This window comes from Basfia succiniciproducens, assembly GCF_011455875.1.
GTDB lineage: Bacteria > Pseudomonadota > Gammaproteobacteria > Enterobacterales > Pasteurellaceae > Basfia > Basfia succiniciproducens.
Genome location: NZ_CP015031.1, coordinates 472335 through 492258, shown reverse-complemented (window position 1 = coordinate 492258; position 19924 = coordinate 472335). Strand labels below are relative to the sequence as shown.

The window sequence follows — 19924 nt, the reverse complement described above, 5'->3', positions numbered from 1 at the left end:
CACAAAGAGCGGTGCATTACGAACCCAAAATTAGGTTTAAAAATATACAGGAAGTTAAATAAGTAACTAAGTTACTTGCGTTCGGTTTCCCGAACAATATGCAAACACAACATAATACTTAATAAGAATGAAACTCTTTATGAAAAAGGAATTGCTTAATCATTAAGTACGCGGCGTATTATATGGGGGACTAAGGAGTTGAACAAGTGAGAATTTTTTATTCGAAACATAAAAAAAACTAATCCGAATAAATCTTATATAGTATAAACCATATTTCATCAATTGGAAAGAAAAATGTTTAAACGTTTGCCTCCCCTGAATTCATTGAAAGCATTCGAAAGTGCGGCTCGCTTCTTAAGTTTTACTAAAGCGGCTGACGAATTATGCGTAACTCAGGCAGCAGTAAGCCATCAAATAAAATTATTGGAAGATTTTCTAAATATTCGGTTATTTATCCGTAAAAACAGATCCTTAGAATTAACGGAATTAGGAAAAAATTACTTTCAGGAAATTTCACCTATTTTGCAAAAACTTGCGGATGTAACGGAAAAATTAAAATCTACGGACAATCCTCATCTCACTATCAGCGTACTGCAAAGTTTCGGTATTAACTGGTTGGTTCCGAGATTAAACAGATTTAATCAACTCTATCCTAATATTGAAGTCTGCATAAAAAGTGCGGAACAAGATGAAGGAATTTTGGGCAATGATATTGATGTGGCTATTTATTATGGCTACGGAAATTGGGATAATCTCAAAACAGAAAAATTGTCGGAAGATAATTTGCTCATTTTGGCGTCGCCCAAACTACTTGCCAATAATCCGGTAAATTCAAAAGATGATTTAAAACATCATACTTTGATTCATGTACACACAAGGGATAACTGGCAAAATATGGCGACAGAGCTGGGAATCAGCGACTTAAATATTCATATAGGTCCGTTATTCAGCCATACCTTTATGGCACTGCAAGCCGCCGTACACGGACAAGGTATCGTATTAGCCAATAGTATTTTGGCGCAACAGGAAATTGACAACGGCAACCTACAAGTAGTACTGCCTTATGAACTCAAAGATCCTAAGTCTTTTTACGTGGTAAGCGATACAAACAGAACAAATGATCAAAATATCTCTGCATTCCGACAATGGATTATGCAGGAAATGAAATACAATTAAAGGGACTAATTTGAATAAACTTGCACTATATTGCCGCATTGGTTTTGAAAAAGAAACGGCCGCCGAAATTACGGAAAAAGCGGCGGAAAAAGGCGTTTTTGGTTTTGCCCGCGTCAACAATGACAGCGGTTATGTGATTTTTGAATGTTATCAGGAAGGCGAAGCGGATCGTCTTGCCCGTGAAATTCCGTTTAATCAATTAATCTTTGCCCGTCAGATGATAGTTATTTCCGATTTATTGGAAAATTTACCGTCAACCGATCGTATTACGCCTATTATTGAAGAATATAATAGGCTTGGCGGCCTTGTGAATCTTCACCGGACAACGGAATTATTTGTCGAAACGGCCGATACCAATGAAGCTAAAGAACTGTCCGTCTTTTGCCGCAAATTTACCGTTCCGTTGCGTCAGGCATTAAAAAAACAAGGTTACCTGGCATTCAAAGAAGTAAAAAAAAGTGGTCTGACTCTGCATATTTTCTTTGTTAAACCCAACTGTTGCTACGTAGGCTATTCTTACAACAATAATCATTCGCCGAATTTTATGGGGATTTTACGCTTAAAATTCCCACCGCAAGCACCGAGCCGTTCAACCTTAAAACTACATGAAGCGATTCTTACTTTCCTATCGCCGGAAGAAGAACGAAAACGCATGAATGAAAGCATGTACGGCGTAGATTTAGGTGCCTGTCCCGGCGGTTGGACTTATCAATTAGTTAAACGAGGTTTATTTGTTTATGCGGTGGATCACGGCAAAATGGCGGCAAGTCTGCATGACACCGGGCGAATTGATCACTGCCCGGAAGACGGCTTTAAATTTCAGCCGCCGAAACGCAGTAAAATTGACTGGCTGGTTTGCGATATGGTTGAACAGCCTATCCGGATTGCGGCATTAATTGCAAAATGGTTGGTGAACGAATGGTGCCGCGAGACCATTTTCAACCTGAAACTACCGATGAAAAAACGCTATGCGGAAGTGCAAAACTGTTTGCAATTAATCACTAATGAATTGGATAAAGCCGGTTTTAAATATCATATTCAGGCAAAACATTTGTATCATGATCGTGAAGAAATTACGGTACATATTTCGGTAAAAAAATAACCCGCTTTTCATTAAAATACCGAGCCGTTTGCTCGGTATTTTTATAACGTCCAAAAATTCTAAATTTTTAACCGCACTTTCTCAGTGTAAACCGTCGCTCTTCCCTCTCTAGCAAAACCGATAAGAGTGAGATTACATTCTTCCGCCATACGTACCGCCAAATCCGTCGCCGCAGAAATAGCTATTAACATTTCAATCCCGCAACTTGCAGTTTTTTGCACCATTTCATAACTTGCACGACTTGTAGTTAAAACAAAACCTTGAGGTTTTCCTTGCTTGGCATGCCAGCCTAATAATTTATCTAACGCCACATGGCGCCCCACATCTTCCCGAATCACTAACAATTCCCCTTGCGGCGAGAAAAAGCCTACCGCATGGGTTGAACCCGTTTGCTTACCCAACGTCTGCGCTTGCTGTAATAGAGCTAAACAGCCGTCTAATTTTTTCAGTTCAAAGCAAAAAGTGCGGTCTAATTTTGCTAATTTTTTTGTGACCTGTTCAAGCTGCTCGCTGCCGCAAATACCACAACCCGTTCTGCCCGTTAAGGTTCGGCGTAAATCTTTCAAGCGGACAAAACATCGGGTTGCCAACTCCACCTGCACTTCTACCCCGTTACAGGTTTCTTCAACGTCAATGCCGTAAATATCCGAAACTCTATCGATAACACCTTCCGCCAGTGAAAATCCTAGAGCGAAATCTTCCAAATTTGAAGGAGTTGCCATCATCACCGTATGAGAAATGCCGTTATAAACAAGCGCTACGGGCATTTCCACCGCCAACGTTTCTTCTTTTTGTATAAATTCAAAACGGCTATTGTTTGAATCTGACACTGTATCTTTATCTATTTGTTTTATAAATGTTAAATTTTTGAAAAAACTTATTGTTCTTTTTGTGATCTCAATCAAAATATTTTTCCTTTATGAATAAGATTGGTTATAGCTTTATCATAGAAATAAAGGTATCCTACCTCTGATTTTAGCTTTTTCATTGTAATACATTTTCGAGAAAGCAATGCAATCAAATTTATCATGTTGTTACTGTGAATGAATAAGTGTAGAAACGCAATCCTTACTTTTTATTAACATCTAAATTTTATAAAACGCTTAAGAATCGCGTCGCTGCGTTTGTCTATTCTGAGAACGGTATGAACAAAATTACTACCTACTATTATTTTGAGGATTATCTATGCAGGTCACAAGAAGAAAGTTCTTTAAGATCTGTGCAGGTGGGATGGCGGGTACATCTGTTGCCGCATTAGGTTTAATGCCTACTGCCGCATTAGCTGCACCACGCGAATACAAACTTTTACGAGCGAAAGAAACTCGTCAATCCTGCACATATTGCGCTGTGGGTTGCGGTATGCTGATGTATAGCATCGGTGACGGCGCAATGAATTCCCGTGGAAAATTAACTCACGTCGAAGGCGATCCGGATCACCCGGTCAGCCGCGGAGCGTTATGCCCTAAAGGCGCGGGAGTTTTAGATTTCGTAAACAGTCCGAACCGTATCCAATATCCTGAATATCGTGCGCCGGGTTCCTATAAGTGGGAACGCATTTCCTGGCACGACGCCATTCATAAAATCGCCAAGTTATTGAAAGATGACCGCGATGCCAACTGGGAGTCCGCCAATGAAGAAGGAACGCCGGTTAATCGTTGGTTAACAACCGGTTTCTTAACGGCGTCCGCGGCAAGTAACGAAACCGCGTTAATCTCCCAAAAATGGGCGCGGGCATTCGGTTTACTTGTTCTTGACAACCAAGCGAGTACCTGACACGGACCGACGGTAGCAAGTCTTGCTCCATCATTTGGTCGCGGTGCCATGACCAACCACTGGGTTGATATCAAAAATGCCAACGTTGTCGTCGTTATGGGCGGTAATGCGGCTGAAGCGCATCCTGTCGGCTTCCGCTGGGCTATTGAAGCGAAAAAGCAAAACGGTGCCAAGTTAATGGTGGTTGATCCACGTTTTAACCGTACTGCGGCAGTCGCTGATTTCTATTCTCCGATTCGTTCGGGCACGGACATTACGCTTTTATCAGGCGTAATCAAATACCTGCTCGATAACAACGCTATTCAACACGAATATGTTAAACACTATACCAACGCAAGCTTCCTGATTAATGAAGGTTACGGTTTTGAAGAAGGTTTATTCACCGGTTACGATGAAGCCGAACGTAGCTACGATAAATCTACTTGGTCGTATCAATTGGATGAAAACGGCCAGCCGAAACGCGATTTAACCATGCAGGATCCTCGTTGCGTCATTAATTTGCTGAAAAAACACGTTGAACGTTATACGCCGGAAATGGTTGAGCGGGTTTGTGGTACCAAACAAAAAGCATTTTTGGAATTTGCCGAAACCATCGCTTCGACGGCGGTACCGAACCGTACCATGACTATTTTATATGCCCTAGGCTGGACTCATCACAGCGTAGGTGCGCAAAATATCCGTACCATGGCGATTATCCAGTTACTTTTAGGTAACATCGGTATGGCGGGCGGCGGTATCAATGCATTACGTGGCCATTCCAATGTTCAGGGTACGACTGATATGGGTCTGTTCCCGTCTATGTTGCCGGGTTATATTCCATTACCAACAGAAACCGATACCTCATTAGAGAGCTTCTTAAACCGTATTACGCCGAAAACAGCGGCCGAAGGTCAGACTAACTACTGGCAAAATACGCCGAAATTTGTGGTGAGTATGTTAAAAACCTTCTACGGTGAAAATGCGACCAAAGACAATGAATGGGGTTTCCATAATCTTCCGAAACAATACAAGAAGAAAATGGATCACCTGCAATACATTGATTTAATGGATCAAGGTAAAATTACCGGTTACCTCTGTCAGGGTTATAACCCGTTAGCCTCTTATCCGGATAAAAATAAAATTTCGTCCGCATTACGCAAATTGAAATTCCTGGTTGTGATGGATCCGTTAAAAACCGATACTTCCGAATTCTGGCAAAATCACGGCGAATACAATGATGTTAATCCTGCTGAGATTCAAACCGAAGTATTCCGTTTGCCTACGGTTTGTTTCGCGGAAGAAGACGGTTCTATCGCCAACTCCGGTCGTTGGTTGCAATGGCATTATAAAGCAGCCGAACCACCGAAAGAAGCGAAACCGGATGTGGATATTCTTTCCGAAATCCGTGAAGTGATGCTTGAAATGTATGAAAAAGAGGGCGGTCCTTCTATTGATACAATTAAAGCTATGACATGGAACTACCAAAATCCGTTGGAACCAAAAGCTCATGAAATTGCTAAAGAAAGCAATGGTTACGCATTGGAAGATCTTTATGATGCAAACGGTAATTTAATTGCGAAAAAAGGCGAATTGCTTTCAAGCTTTGCTCAATTACGCGATGACGGCACCACTTCCGCCGCAAACTGGATTTACAGCGGTCAATGGACACCGAAAGGCAACCAAATGGATAACCGCGATAACAGCGATCCGTCCGGATTGGGTAATACCTTGGGTTGGGCGTTTGCATGGCCGGCGAATCGCCGTGTTCTTTACAACCGCGCTTCCGCGGATTTAGCCGGTAAACCATGGGATCCGAAACGTCCGTTAATCAAATGGAACGGCAAAAACTGGAACTATATTGATATAGCCGACTTTGGCACGGCACCGCCAAACAGCAATGTGATGCCGTTTATCATGAATAACGAAGGAATAAGCCGTTTATTCGCATTGGATAAAATGGTCGACGGTCCGTTCCCTGAACACTACGAACCTATCGAAAGTCCAATCGGTACTAACCCGCTGCATCCGAATGTAATTTCAAACCCGGTTGCGCGTATTTTGGATAATGATAAGGCAAGTTTTGGTAACGCAAGCGAATTCCCTTATGTGGGTACAACTTATCGCTTAACGGAACATTTCCACTGGTGGACTAAAAACGCCGATCTCAACATGATTGCTCAACCGCAGCCATTTGTTGAAATCAGTGAAGACCTCGCCAATGAAAAAGGTATCGCTCAAGGTGATGTAGTTAAAGTGACATCAAAACGCGGTTACATTAAAGCTAAAGCTGTTGTGACTAAACGGATTAAATCCCTTGATGTTGACGGTAAAAAGGTTCATACCATAGGTATTCCGCTCCATGGCGGTTTTATTGCCGATGGGCGTAAATCTTTCTTACCGAACGCATTAACGGGGCGCGTAGGTGACGCAAATACGCAGACCCCTGAGTTTAAAACGTTCTTAGTTAACATCGAAAAAACCACGGAGGCCCTGTAATGTCCGCAGTACAAGAACAAAACATTATCAAGCGCTCCGCCACTTCCGGCGTCACGCCGCCGCCGCAAGTCCGCAAAGACGTGGTGGAAGTCGCTAAACTTATCGATGTCACCATCTGTATCGGTTGTAAAGCCTGTCAGGTCGCTTGTTCCGAATGGAACGATATCCGCGCTCCGCAGGAACAATGCGTTGGGGTTTACGATAATCCCCGCGACATGAACGCCCAACAATGGACGGTAATGAAGTTCAGCGAAGTGGAGGAAAACGACCGGCTGGAATGGCTGATCCGCAAAGACGGCTGTATGCACTGCGCCGAACCGGGCTGCTTAAAAGCCTGTCCGGCACCGGGTGCCATTATCCAATACGCCAACGGGATTGTGGATTTCCAATCGGAAAAATGTATCGGTTGCGGTTATTGTATCGCCGGCTGTCCGTTTAATGTGCCGAAAATGAGCAATGAAGACAACCGCGTATACAAATGTACCCTCTGTGTGGATCGCGTCAATGTGGGTCAAGAACCCGCCTGCGTGAAAACCTGCCCGACCGGCGCCATTCATTTCGGCTCCAAAGAGGAAATGCTGCACTATGCGGAAACCCGAGTGGCGGATTTGAAATCCCGCGGCTATGACAATGCCGGCATCTATAATCCCGAAGGCGTAGGCGGTACTCATGTGATGTACGTGCTGCACCACGCGGACAGACCGGAGCTCTATGCCGGCTTACCGAAAGATCCGGAAATCGACGTTACCGTCAAACTTTGGAAAGACATCTTAAAACCGGTGGCGGCAGTCGCGATGGGCGGCCTGGCATTAGCCGAAATCGCCCATTATGTAGGGGTCGGCCCGAACAATGAAGAAGATGTGGAAGATCACAGCGCCCACTTCGAACGGGAAGATGCGGAAGAAGAACAATCACATCATAACAAAGGTGGCAAATAATGAGTAAAGTCGAATTTACGAACGATACCAAAATCGTTCGCCATAAATACCCCGCTCGTGTGAGTCATTGGTTTTTAGTGATTGCCTTCTTTATGACCATGTTCACCGGAGTGGCGTTTTTCTTCCCGGATTTCGCCTGGTTACATGAAATTTTGGGGACGCCGCAACTGGCGCGCGCCATTCACCCGATTACGGGTATCATCATGTTCATCGCGTTTATTATTCTTGCCTTTATTTATGCAAGCCATAATATTCCGGAACGGAACGACATCCGCTGGTTGAAAGGCATCGTGGAAGTATTGAAAGGTAACGAACATGGTGTGGCATACAACGGCAAATACAACCTCGGTCAGAAAATGCTGTTCTGGACGTTGAATCTTGCCATGATCACATTGTTGGTAACCGGCATTATCATGTGGCGGCGCTACTTCTCCGGCTACTTTTCGGTAACAACGCTGCGCATTGCGATTTTATTGCACTCCGCCAGCGCCTTCGCGCTGTTCACCGGCATTCTGGTGCACATCTACATGGCGTTTTGGGTGAAAGGCTCCATCCGCGCCATGGTTGAAGGCTGGGTTACCGTACGCTGGGCGAAAAAACACCACCCGAAATGGTTCAATCATGAAATCAAACCGGAAATCGAGTGTTATATGTTAGAGAAAGATAAAGCCTCTAAATAACTATCAACTTACGGACAAAAGTGCGGTAAAAAATCTTAAAATTTTTACCGCACTTTTTTTCACTGAAGGATTATACGACTAATCTTTCGGTTGGAATTTTAATAAGCGGTTTGCATTGGTTGCTACCGTAATAGATGAACAAGCCATTGCCGCTCCGCCGAACATCGGATTCAGTAGGAAGCCGAAAAGCGGATAGAATACGCCGGCAGCGACAGGAATACAGATAACATTGTAAACAAAAGCAAAGAAAAGATTTTGTTTCATGTTATGCAACGTTCCTTTAGCAAGCGCCAGAGCATCCGCTACCGCATGAATGCTGTGCCGCATTAAAGTCAGTTCGGAAGTTTCAATAGCTATATCGCTACCGCTGCCGATAGCAATACTCACATCCGCTTGCGCCAATGCCGGCGCATCATTAATGCCGTCACCCACCATTACAACTTTTCCGCCTTGTTCTTGTAATTGTCGGATCACATTGGCTTTTCCTTCCGGAAGAATCCCCGCAATAACTTGATCAATTCCCGCTTCTTTTGCAATAGCCTGCGCCGTTTTTTCCTGATCGCCGGTTAACATAATCAGGTGATAACCCTGTTTATGCAAGCGTTGTATGGCTTCCACCGAGTCTTCGCGCAAAGGATTCCGAATTGCGAAAACACCCGCCAATACATTATTTACCGCTAAAAATATTACCGTCGCACCTTTTTCGCTTTCGGTTTGGAAGAACCTATTCGCCGCACTCGCATCAATATTATGCTGTTGCAATAAAGTATAATTACCGAGCAGAATGTTCTGCTGATCAACCTTGGCACTCACGCCTAAACCTTTTAAGGTGCGGAAATCCTCCGGCTCGTGTTCAAGGTTCAGGTTATATTCCTGCGCCAAACTGAGTACCGCTTTCGCTATTGGATGGTTTGCCCCTTGCTCAATACTTGCCGCATACTCCAGTGCAACCGATTCATCAAAATGATTAAAGGTTAAAAGTGCGGTCACTTTCGGCTCACCTTTCGTCAAGGTACCGGTTTTATCAAAGACAATAGTATCGACATTTGAAGCTTTTTGTAAGGCATCCGCATTACGTACCAATATGCCCAGTTCCGCGGCACGCCCGACACCGCCGATAATCGACATTGGCGTTGCCAATCCCAACGCGCAAGGACAGGCGATAATCAGTACCGTTGTCAGCACTACAAGCGCATAAGAAATCTGCGGTTCAGGGCCGACTAAATACCAAATCAACGCGGCAAAAACAGCGATACAAATTACCACAGGTACAAAAATTCCGGCAATTTTATCCGCCAACTGACCGATTTCCGGCTTACTGCTTTGCGCCTGGCGAACTAAGCGGATAATATTCGCCAACATGGTTTTATTGCCTACCTGCTCGGCGCGAAATTGTAATGCGCCGTCGGTAACTAATGTGCCGGCGCTGATTTTATCTCCTTCCTGCTTTTGCACGGGAATCGGTTCACCGGTCAGCATACTTTCGTCAATCCAACCGGTACCTCGCAGAACGATGCCGTCTACAGATACGCAATCGCCGGTTTGCAGACGAATCCGCATTCCCGTTTTTACATCTTTCAGCGGAATTTCACGCTCACCCAGCTCATCAATAATCCGCGTAGTTTTCGGGGTTAAATCAAGCAAACGTTCCAATGCTTTTGATGAACGTTGCTTCGCCTTGGCTTCAAGCATTTTTCCCACATTGATTAAACCGATAATCATCACGCCGGATTCAAAATAAAGATGGCGCGATCCATCGGGGAAAAAATCCGGAGTGAGGGAAATAAACATCGAAAATAACCAAGCCACACCGGTGCCTAGCGCCACTAAGGTATCCATAGTCGCGTTACCTTTCAATAAGTTTTTCCAGGCGCGTTCAAAGAAATGCCAGCCGGTACAAAGCATAGTCACCAACACAATGAGACCGACCATTACCCAGTTCCAGTGATTTTCCGCCGTGGCAACGGTCGTTCCGCCGAAAATTCCCCAAAAGAACAAACCGAAACCGACAATTAAGGCGACAATTGACTGCCATTTGCGCTGATTAATTTCATGCTCCGCCTGTACATTTTGTTTTTCGCGACGGGAATTTTCATCTTCCACTACTTCGGCATGATAACCGGCATTCTCAATCGCTTGCAGCATTAATTCCACATCGCCGTTGCCGTACACCAATGCGGTATTTTCCGCCAGATTCACCTGTGCCGCCGCCACTTCAGGCACTGCTAATAAGGCTTTTTCCACCTTGCGCACACAGGCTGCACAGCTCATACCTTCCAGCATTAAGGTAGTCTGCTCGGCTCTGTCATCAATTTGCACGGTTTGTTGCACTTCGCTGTGGATTTCGTTTATCGGCTCCTCAGCTTGCTCTGTTTTCGGCTTATTCCGATTAAACGAGCCTGGCTAACCTCGCATTAAAGCCGGCATCTACAATAGCTTTCACGACATCTTCCGGTTTGGCATTACCGTAAATACGCGCTTTTTTCAGATCCACATCAAAAACTTCCATATTTTCCACCGCACTTAGCGCCTTGCTCACGCTTTTAATGCAGTGACCGCAGTTTAATCCGTCTAGTTCCAATTCAAAACTCGGGGTTGCCAATTGCGCTTTAAAATCAGCGGCGGTGATAGCATCAATAAATAATTGCGGATCTTTATCCGAATTGATTTTCGCATAATTTAAGGTAACCTCGGCGCTATTTTCACCGCTAATAGCTTCAATAGCTTTAGTCACCGATTTAATGCAATGTCCGCATGACAGTTCGCTCAATGCTAAAAAAATTGCCATAATTTACTCCTTTGTTAAAAAATACTTTACTGACTTGCTAAAAATAAACCTTGACCCAAGGGGAAGGTCAAGAGTAAATTAGCGGAACTCAAAAAGGAATGCTATGAATATCAATGAAATTGTGAAAAAAACGAATTTAACGGCAAAGTCCATTCGTTTTTATGAAGAAAAAGGTCTAATTACAACGCCTCAACGTGCGCTGAACGGCTACCGCCAATACAATCAAAAACACGTAGAAGAACTAAACTTATTGCACCAGGCTCGTTTGGTCGGCTTTTCACTCCCCGAATGCAAAGAATTATTGGAACTTTATAAGGATCCTCATCGCCGTAGTGCGGATGTTAAAGCCAAAACTCTCGCCAGAATTGCAGAAATTGATAATCAAATCGGCAAATTGCAACAAATGAGACAGCAATTGCAAACCCTTGCCAATCAATGCCCGGGCGACGGTTCCGAACATTGTCCGATTATCGAAGGGCTCAGCAAACCAAATTGTTGCGACCATCATGCCGAGAAAAAATAATAATGGTTAATAATTATAATTTAGCACTGATTAAAGTGCATTTTACCGCCGTGCTTTTTGGATTGACCGGCGTTCTCGGCGTCATTATCAGCGCCGATTCCGATGTAATTGTGTTAGGGCGGGTGATAATCGCGTTTCTCGCGTTATCGGTTTATTTCTTAATAAAACGAGAAAAACTGACCGCACTTTCAACCAAAGATGTGGCGAATCAATCTCTGTCGGGCGCTCTCCTAACGGCTCATTGGGTCACGTTTTATGTCGCGGTAAAAGTGGGCGGCGTTGCTGTCGCCACTCTTGGTTTTGCCGGCTTTCCGGGCTTTGTAGCGCTCTTTGAACGATTGTTCTTTCAGGAAAAGTTAAAACGCCGCGAACTGATTTTATTAATCGCCGTCACTATCGGCTTAATTTTAGTCACTCCGCAATTCGAATTCGGCAATCAATCCACTCAAGGTTTATTATGGGGAATTTTTTCCGGTGCAATTTACGGCATTCTTGCTATTTTAAATCGAAAAAACATCAACAAACTCTCCGGCACACAAGCCAGTTGGTGGCAATATTTAATAGGTTCAATCCTGCTATTTCCCTTTGCCGCTCACAAATTGCCTGAGGTTTCGGTAACGGATTGGTTTTGGATCGCCTGCCTCGGTTTGCTATGCACCAGCCTTGCCTACACCTTATTTGTTTCAAGCCTGAACATAATCAACGCCCGAACCGCAGCAATGATTATCTCCCTTGAACCTGTTTACGCTATTCTGATCGCCTGGATTTGGCTCGGCGAACAACCGGGATTACGCATGATCATAGGCGGACTAATTATCCTGCTTTCAGTGGGCATTGTGAATTTCAGAAGATAATTAAGCCAGAAAGAAAGATCAAAATGCCTGTTATCCAAATCAACAGGCATTAACCCGTTGTATGATAATGCTTAACCAGAATCTTCTCCAGCAAGCCAAACACATGAATCACCCGCATAGGAGTGTTTTCCTGATAGGGGCGATACAGAAACATCTTCCACTCAGGGATCGGCAAGTCGGGAAATAAGATTTTCAGCTTACCGGTCCGTACATGCGGCAGATAATGATAGTCGGGCAATACCCCGATGGCTAATCCCTTCAAAATCACCGCCAGATTGCTATAGCTTTCCGAACTCATAAAATACGGTTTTTTCGCAACAAAACTTTGCTCCGCCGTATTGAACCAATGCCATGCTTTGCCCGTTTGCGGGTTGATTTCCGCGCAAAGCGGAAAACGGTTTTGCAGGTCGTCCAGATCCCGCGGTTGACCTAAACGGTTTAGTAAAGCGGTACTCGCCACAATACGCTCTTTGATATGGGTAATTTTTTTGGCGATAAAATGGGGTTCCATTTCCAGGCTGATACGAATGCCGATATCAATTTGTCTGGTAATGGAATTATATAAGGCGGTATCGGGGCGCCAGTCGATATGCAAATCGGGATAGGGCGAAAGTGCGGTCAATAATTCCGTTAAAATCACATCATTATTGGGCAATCTTGGCAGGGTAATTCGCACCGTTCCGCTCATGGATTCTTTAAAATCCGTTTGAAACAGGGTTTCCGTCGCCTTCAACCATTGTTGGGCGTCAGACAAAAAGGCCTGACCGAAATCCGTCAGTGAAATATTGCGGGTATTACGCTTAAATAAAGGTTCGCCCAATTCCCGTTCCAGTTCCGCAATCATACGTGTAACCACCTGCGGCGAAATGGCGAGGCGGTTGGCGGTTTCCCGAAAATGCAGGGTTTCCGCGGCTATACAGAAATAACGAACGGCTTCCACTTTATCTAACATCATCCCTCTTTATTCCCGATTCAGGAATTCTTTATTCTTAATTTACTCATTGTATAGGAATAAATTGCTTTTTAAAATAACCGATAGTTTCGTAACAGGAGTAATGACTATGCAAAATTTTGAGTACTATACCCCAACTAAAATTGTGTTTGGTAAACAAACCGAACAGCAGGTAGGCGAATTGATTAAAGAACAAGGCTGTCAAAAAGTGTTAATTCATTACGGCGGCAACAGTGCGAAAGCATCGGGCTTATTAGATCGCGTTAAAGCTTCTCTTGATAATGCCGGTATTGCCTATACGGAACTGGGCGGCGTGGTGGCTAATCCGTTGTTATCACTGGTTTATCAAGGTATTGAATTATGCAAAAAAGAACAGGTGGACTTTATTCTTGCCGTCGGCGGCGGTAGTGTAATCGACTCCTCCAAAGCTATTGCCTACGGCGTAGCCGAGCCGGATAAAGACGTCTGGGAACTTTACGATCGCAAGCGCCAGGCCACCGCTTGTTTGCCGGTTGCCACCATATTAACCCTTGCCGCCGCCGGTAGTGAAATGAGTGAAAGTTCCGTAATCACCAAAGAGGAAGGAGACATCAAACGGGGCTACAGCAATAATTTATCCCGTCCGGTATTCTCAATTTTAAACCCGGAACTCACCATGACTTTGCCAAAATATCAAACCGCCAGCGGTAACGTGGATATTTTAATGCATACCATGGAGCGTTATTTCACTCCGCACGATACCATGGAAATTACCGACGGTATTGCCGAAAGCCTATTGAAAACCGTGATGAAAAATGCACAAATTCTGGCAAAAGATCCGCAAAATTATGAGGCCAGAGCGGAAATTATGTGGAGCGGCAGTTTGTCCCATAATGGCTTAACGAATTGCGGCGGCGGCAACGGCGACTGGGCAACCCACATGCTGGAACACGAATTAAGCGGTATGTTCGGCGTCACTCACGGCGCAGGTTTGGCGGCGGTTTGGGGACATTGGGCGAGATATGTGTACCAAGCGCTTTTGCCGCGTTTCGAACGTTTTGCCCTTCGGGTGATGGGTGTTGCACCGGCTGAAAATGCGGAACAGACCGCCTTAAAAGGCATCGAAGCCATGGAAAACTTCTTCCGCAGCATCGATATGCCGACCAATTTATCCGAACTGGGCGTTAACGCTACGGCTGAACAAATTACCGAAATGGCAAAAAAATGCGCCATCGCCTCTAAAGGTTGTATCGGTGCCGCAAAACCGTTATATGAACAGGATATGGCGGCAATTTATACGGCGGCGCAAAATGCGTAGTTAGCTTATTAGCTATTTTATGATTAAAGTGCGGTTAAAAATTTTGAATTTTTTGACCGCACTTTTTATATGTAAAGAAAACCGCTATCGGCCTAACGCCCGCCAAATGCTTTTATCCATATGCTTTTACCGTTGTTGGCGATAGCTTTTTGCACCTGTAACTAAAAATAATAATTCCCAATTTGTAATCACATTCATAATTGGTTATATTATAGACAGTTTTTTTAAGGAGACTAATATGATGTTATATGAAACAAAGGGAAACGGAGAACCTATTATTTTCTTACCCGGCTTATTTGCGGGCGGCTGGATTTGGAATTCCGTTGTTCGCAATATACAAGATAAAGGATTCAAAACCTTCACTTTCACCGATCCCATCCCCGTTGCCTTTGAAGGCAGTCAGCAAAAAGCTCTCACCGAATTAGATACTATTACTGAAAACTGTTCAACTCCCGTATATTTAGTTGGCAATTCGCTGGGTGCATTAATTGCATTACATTATGCTTCTCAACGAAAAGATCGAGTTAAAGGTGTTATCATGAGCGGAGCACCAGGGCAACTTGAAATGGAGGCGGGCGTATCTCTTGACGAACTAAAAACCGGCAAGGATAAATATACGACACTACTTGGTTCTCGCATATTTTATGATCAAAGCAAAATCCCGCCGCACGGCATCGAAGAAGTAAAATACTTATTCGGAACAGAAAAAATCTTCCGCAACATTGTCCGTTGGTTATATTTTAGCCGCAAATATGATGTTCCCGACGTATTACAAAAAATATCCATTCCCATTGATTTTATTTGGGGTGAATATGATCTTATAACCCCGATAGAACCTTGGATTGACATAGCTAAAAATTTCCCGCAAACCTCAATGACCATAATTAAAGACAGTGGACACAGTCCAATGGTTGAACAACCAGAATTATTTACCGAGGCTTTATTAAGGAAAATATCGTCCGGTCACATGCATATAAAGTAAAATTTAAAGCGGTCATAAAAAACGATAAATTTTGACCGCACTTTTTTGTAATAAATTCCCTTCTTTTTTCTTTACGATTTCGCTGTATTGCATGTTGGATACAACATTTAAATTTGCATAAGCTAAAATTGGCAAATTTCGCCGATTAGTAAAATATTTACGTTGATTTTTAACTAATTTAGCAATTTTGTGCTATTTTAAATGCCTTTTTAAAATCAAGGAACTATTCAATATGCAAACACTTTTAAAATTCACTAATTTTATGAGCAAAACCTTCGCCCTTTGGGTGTTGGTATTTGCTTTTTTAGCTTTTCAATTTACGGCGCAATTCGCCATTTTCGCTCCTTATATTCCTTATCTGTTAGGGCTGGTGATGTTCGGTATGGGGATTACCTTAACCTTCAATGACTTCGGCGAAGTATTCAAACATCCGAAATCGGTTTTTATCGGTGTAGTGGGGCAATTCGTAATTATGCCGGCAATCGCCTTTTGTTTGGCAAAAATCTTTAATCTCCCGGCGGACCTGGCTGTGGGCGTAATTCTGGTCGGCTCCTGCCCCGGCGGTACTTCATCTAACGTAATGACTTATTTATCCCGCGGCAACACCGCACTTTCCGTCGCCTGCACGACAATTTCAACCTTGTTGGCGCCATTCCTTACCCCGGCAATTTTCTATATTCTCGCAAGCCAATGGTTGGATATTAATGCCGGCGCAATGTTTATGTCGGTATTGAAAATGGTTTTATTTCCGATTTTCTTAGGTTTAATCGTACGTGCGATTTTCAAAAAAAGTATTAGTGAGATCAGCCGTACCATGCCGTTGGTTTCGGTGATTTCAATCGTATTGATTCTTTCTGCGGTAGTGGCCGTAAGTAAAGATAAAATTGTGGAATCCGGTTTGTTGATCTTCGGTGTGGTAGTATTGCACAATTGCTTGGGCTATTTAGTGGGCTTTTTCGGCGCCCGTTTGTTCAAACTGAATATTGCCGACAGTAAAGCGGTTTCCATTGAAGTGGGGATGCAAAACTCGGGCTTAGGCGCCGCCCTTGCCGCCGCACATTTCAATCCGATTGCCGCAGTACCAAGTGCGGTATTCAGTTTTTGGCATAATGTTTCCGGCCCGATTTTAGCCAATATTTTCGCCAATATTAAAAATGATGATAAGAAATAATTAGATATAGCTCAAATTATTCAACAAATACCTAAAAGTGCGGTCGAAAACACCGCACTTTTTTGTTAGAATCTTTGCCTATTTTGATTTGAAAAATAAATAACCCTAAATAAACTTGACCTATGGCAAATAATTATTCCGCAGAAGATATAACCGTTCTCAAAGATTTAGAACCCGTTCAACTCCGTCCAGGTATGTACACCGACACCAGCCGCCCGAATCATTTAGGGCAAGAGGTAATCGATAACAGTGTCGATGAAGCCTTAGCGGGATTCGCAAATAAAATCGAAGTTATTTTGCATAAGGATCAATCCCTCGAAGTTATCGACAACGGTCGCGGTATGCCGGTAGATATTCACCCGACGGAAAAAGTGTCGGGTATTGAATTAATCCTGTCGAAACTGCATGCGGGCGGCAAATTCTCCAATAAAAATTACGAATATTCCGGCGGTCTGCACGGAGTGGGGATTTCCGTGGTAAACGCGCTTTCCGAGTTAGTGGAAGTCATCGTTAAACGTGACGGACAGATTTATAAAATCGTTTTTTCCAACGGTCAGAAAATTGAAGAATTGCAGGTTATCGGCACTTGCGGTCGCTGCAATACGGGAACGACCGTTCGTTTCAAGCCGAATCCAAAATATTTCGACAGCGATAAATTCTCCGTAACCCGTCTGCGCCATTTATTACGCGCTAAAGCGGTACTTTGTTCCGGTCTTGAAATAAAATTTACGGATAAGGTCAACGATACGGAAGAATCCTGGTGCTATCAGGACGGTTTATCCGATTACTTAATCGAAGCGGTACAAGGTTACAACGCATTGCCACAAACGCCTTTTATCGGTGATTTTTCCGCAGACAGCGAAGCGGTCAGTTGGGCGTTATTATGGCTGCCGGAAGGTGGCGAACTTATTGCCGAAAGCTACGTAAACCTCATTCCGACCATTCAGGGCGGTACCCATGTAAACGGTTTACGCCAAGGTTTGCTTGACGCAATACGCGAATTCTGCGAATTCCGCAATTTGCTTCCCCGCGGGGTAAAATTAGTAGCGGATGATATTTGGGATCGCTGCGCTTATGTGCTTTCTCTCAAAATGCACGATCCGCAATTTGCCGGGCAAACCAAAGAGCGTTTATCATCCCGCCAAAGCGCCGTATTTATCGGCGGCGTGGTAAAAGACGCCTTCAGTTTATGGCTGAACCAAAATGTGGAAATCGGTCAACAGCTTGCCGAGCTTGCCATTAACTCGGCACAACGCCGTTTACGCGCTTCTAAAAAAGTGGTGCGCAAAAAATTAGTCAGCGGCCCGGCATTGCCTGGTAAATTAGCGGATTGCTCCCAACAGGATCTGGAAAAAACCGAATTATTCTTAGTGGAAGGCGATTCCGCGGGCGGTTCGGCCAAACAAGCGCGAGACCGCGAATATCAGGCGATTTTGCCGCTGCGGGGCAAAATTTTAAATACCTGGGAAGTGTCTTCGGACCAGGTTTTAGGCTCGGAAGAAGTGCATAATATCGCCATTGCCTTAGGTATTGACCCCGACAGCGACGATTTGTCTCAACTCCGTTACGGCAAGGTCTGTATTCTCGCCGACGCGGACTCCGACGGGTTGCACATTGCCACCCTACTCTGCGCGTTATTTCTGCGCCATTTCCCTAAATTAGTACAACAAGGGCACGTTTTTGTCGCCATGCCGCCGCTTTACCGTATCGATCTCGGTAAAGAAGTATTTTATGCCCTGGATGAAAGCGAAAAAGAAGGCATTTTGGATCGGTTAAAAAGCAAGCGGGGCAAACCGAACGTGCAACGCTTCAAAGGTTTGGGTGAAATGAATCCGTCACAACTGCGGGAAACCACCATGGAGCCGAATACCCGCCGTTTGGTTCAATTAACCTATGAACAGGACGAGACCAATATGACGGAAACCTTTGAGCTTATGGATATGCTGCTTGCCAAAAAACGCGCGGAAGATCGTAAAAACTGGCTGCAAACCAAAGGCGATCAAGTGGATTTAACCGTATAAGATCTAAAAGTGCGGTCGAAAAACAGCGATTTTTTCCTTAGTTTGCCAACTTGAAAGATTGAAGGAATTTCTATGAAAAAAACAACTATTGCGATTTTGCTTGCCACAGCAACCGTACTTTCAACCAATGTTTGGGCGGATAATCAACCTGATAAAACTTCGGTAAAAAGCACCGCACTTTCAAGCGAATTACCGAGCATTGAAGCCGAACTCACTTACGCGCCTAATGTGCCTAAGCCGGTAAACCGTACCACGCCGGCCAATGTCGTGGTAAAATTGGAAGCCGCCGATCGTATGATGGAAATTATGCCCGGCGTCAAATTCAAATACTGGACTTTTAACGGTTCAACGCCGGCACCTTTTATTCGCGTGCGGGAAGGCGATACCGTTGAAGTACATTTATCCAACCCGATTAACTCGGGGCTGCCCCATAGCCTGGATTTCCACGCTTCCGCCGCGCCGGACGGTACGGCAATGGTGAGCAGTACAAAACCCGGGCGTACCACGGTTTATCGCTTCAAAACCCTAAGCTCGGGCTTATACGTTTACCACTGCGCTTCGATTCCCGGCGCAGGAACCCATATCGGCAAAGGCATGTTCGGGTTAATGCTGGTAGAACCTAAAGAAGGTTTCCCGCCGGCGGATAAAGAATTTTACATTATGCAAAACGAATTCTATACCAACGGTAGCTTCGGCGAGCAAGGTTTGCAAGTATTCAGCACGGAAAAAGCCGCTTATGAATTACCTGATTACGTTGTATTCAACGGGCATTACGGCTCAATGCAGGGCGAAAAAGCCTTAAAAGCGAAAGTGGGCGAAAAAATCCGTTTTTATGTAGGCAATGCCGGCCCGAATAAGGCTTCTTCATTCCATTTAATCGGGAAAACTTTCGATACGGTTTATATGGAAGGCGGCACACTGCAAAATCATAACGTGCAAACAACCTTGATTCCTTCCGGTGGCGCCATGATTAGCGAAGTGACTATTCCGGTACCGGGGCAATATTCATTTATTGATCATTCGATTTTCCGTGCCGACAAAGGGGCCCGCGGCACATTGATGATTGAAGGTGATGAAAATCCTGAAATTTTCAGTGGGAAATTACGTGATGAGCCTTATGACAAACGCAATCCGGATTCCGATATCGATACGGGATTTAAGCATTAAAATTTCCAAAAAACCGACCGCACTT

At 44.3% G+C, this 19924-nt stretch carries 16 protein-coding genes; 12 read left to right on the top strand and 4 right to left on the bottom strand.

Going from position 1 to position 19924, the window contains the following annotated elements:
- Positions 1–294: 294 nt before the first annotated feature.
- Both A4G13_RS02255 and rlmM read left to right on the top strand, forming a co-directional pair.
- A complete protein-coding gene (locus A4G13_RS02255; protein WP_090654527.1) occupies positions 295–1176 on the top strand; it encodes a transcriptional regulator GcvA in 882 nt (293 codons plus the stop codon).
- Between the two features lie 10 nt (positions 1177–1186).
- A complete protein-coding gene (gene rlmM, locus A4G13_RS02250) occupies positions 1187–2278 on the top strand; it encodes a 23S rRNA (cytidine(2498)-2'-O)-methyltransferase RlmM (protein WP_090654525.1) in 1092 nt (363 codons plus the stop codon).
- 59 nt (positions 2279–2337) lie between these two features.
- On the opposite strand, the gene fdhD is transcribed toward rlmM, so the two are convergent.
- The gene (gene fdhD, locus A4G13_RS02245) at positions 2338–3183 is read right to left on the bottom strand and encodes a formate dehydrogenase accessory sulfurtransferase FdhD (RefSeq protein ID WP_090654521.1); all 846 of its coding nucleotides are present in this window, start codon (positions 3181–3183) and stop codon (positions 2338–2340) included.
- Positions 3184–3463: 280 nt separating this feature from the next.
- Here fdhD and fdnG point away from each other — a divergent pair, with 280 nt between their 5' ends.
- From fdnG to A4G13_RS02230, 3 genes are read left to right on the top strand one after another with little or no spacing between them, the layout of a single operon-like run.
- The gene (fdnG, locus tag A4G13_RS02240; RefSeq protein ID WP_090654519.1) at positions 3464–6526 is read left to right on the top strand and encodes a formate dehydrogenase-N subunit alpha; all 3063 of its coding nucleotides are present in this window, start codon (positions 3464–3466) and stop codon (positions 6524–6526) included.
- On the top strand, positions 6526–7464 hold the full coding sequence (gene fdxH / locus A4G13_RS02235; RefSeq protein ID WP_090653548.1) for a formate dehydrogenase subunit beta: 939 nt from the start codon (positions 6526–6528) through the stop codon (positions 7462–7464). Before fdnG ends, fdxH begins: the two co-directional genes overlap by 1 nt.
- Positions 7461–8144 carry a formate dehydrogenase subunit gamma gene (locus A4G13_RS02230; RefSeq protein ID WP_090653545.1) on the top strand — a complete coding sequence of 228 codons (684 nt, stop codon included), beginning with the start codon at positions 7461–7463 and terminating at the stop codon, positions 8142–8144. Before fdxH ends, A4G13_RS02230 begins: the two co-directional genes overlap by 4 nt.
- A 78-nt stretch (positions 8145–8222) precedes the next feature.
- Here the strand turns inward: A4G13_RS02230 and A4G13_RS02225 are convergent, their stop codons facing one another.
- Together A4G13_RS02225 and A4G13_RS02220 are read right to left on the bottom strand one after the other, a co-directional pair.
- Complete coding sequence (locus tag A4G13_RS02225) at positions 8223–10427, bottom strand: copper-translocating P-type ATPase (protein ID WP_165898043.1); 2205 nt, start codon at positions 10425–10427, stop codon at positions 8223–8225.
- Between the two features lie 106 nt (positions 10428–10533).
- On the bottom strand, positions 10534–10932 hold the full coding sequence (locus tag A4G13_RS02220) for a cation transporter (protein WP_011200064.1): 399 nt from the start codon (positions 10930–10932) through the stop codon (positions 10534–10536).
- A 103-nt stretch (positions 10933–11035) separates the two neighbouring features.
- Between A4G13_RS02220 and cueR the strand changes: the two genes are divergently transcribed.
- Both cueR and A4G13_RS02210 read left to right on the top strand, forming a co-directional pair.
- A complete protein-coding gene (cueR, locus tag A4G13_RS02215; RefSeq protein WP_090653541.1) occupies positions 11036–11455 on the top strand; it encodes a Cu(I)-responsive transcriptional regulator in 420 nt (139 codons plus the stop codon).
- A 2-nt stretch (positions 11456–11457) separates the two neighbouring features.
- A complete protein-coding gene (locus A4G13_RS02210; RefSeq protein WP_090653539.1) occupies positions 11458–12309 on the top strand; it encodes a DMT family transporter in 852 nt (283 codons plus the stop codon).
- 49 nt (positions 12310–12358) lie between these two features.
- On the opposite strand, the gene A4G13_RS02205 is transcribed toward A4G13_RS02210, so the two are convergent.
- Entirely contained in the window at positions 12359–13261 is a 903-nt protein-coding gene (locus A4G13_RS02205) for a LysR family transcriptional regulator (RefSeq protein ID WP_090653537.1), read from the bottom strand.
- Between the two features lie 109 nt (positions 13262–13370).
- Between A4G13_RS02205 and A4G13_RS02200 the strand changes: the two genes are divergently transcribed.
- From A4G13_RS02200 to nirK, 5 genes are all read left to right on the top strand, one after another.
- Positions 13371–14558, top strand: coding sequence for an iron-containing alcohol dehydrogenase (locus tag A4G13_RS02200; RefSeq protein WP_090653534.1), 1188 nt, complete (start codon positions 13371–13373; stop codon positions 14556–14558).
- Positions 14559–14796: 238 nt separating this feature from the next.
- A complete protein-coding gene (locus A4G13_RS02195) occupies positions 14797–15540 on the top strand; it encodes an alpha/beta fold hydrolase (RefSeq protein WP_090653532.1) in 744 nt (247 codons plus the stop codon).
- 232 nt (positions 15541–15772) lie between these two features.
- Positions 15773–16711: a bile acid:sodium symporter family protein gene (locus tag A4G13_RS02190; protein ID WP_090653530.1), complete on the top strand. Its 939-nt coding sequence runs from the start codon at positions 15773–15775 to the stop codon at positions 16709–16711.
- A gap of 122 nt (positions 16712–16833) precedes the next feature.
- Complete coding sequence (gene parE, locus A4G13_RS02185; protein WP_090653528.1) at positions 16834–18732, top strand: DNA topoisomerase IV subunit B; 1899 nt, start codon at positions 16834–16836, stop codon at positions 18730–18732.
- Positions 18733–18804: 72 nt separating this feature from the next.
- Complete coding sequence (nirK, locus tag A4G13_RS02180; protein ID WP_090653525.1) at positions 18805–19899, top strand: copper-containing nitrite reductase; 1095 nt, start codon at positions 18805–18807, stop codon at positions 19897–19899.
- Positions 19900–19924: the final 25 nt, after the last annotated feature.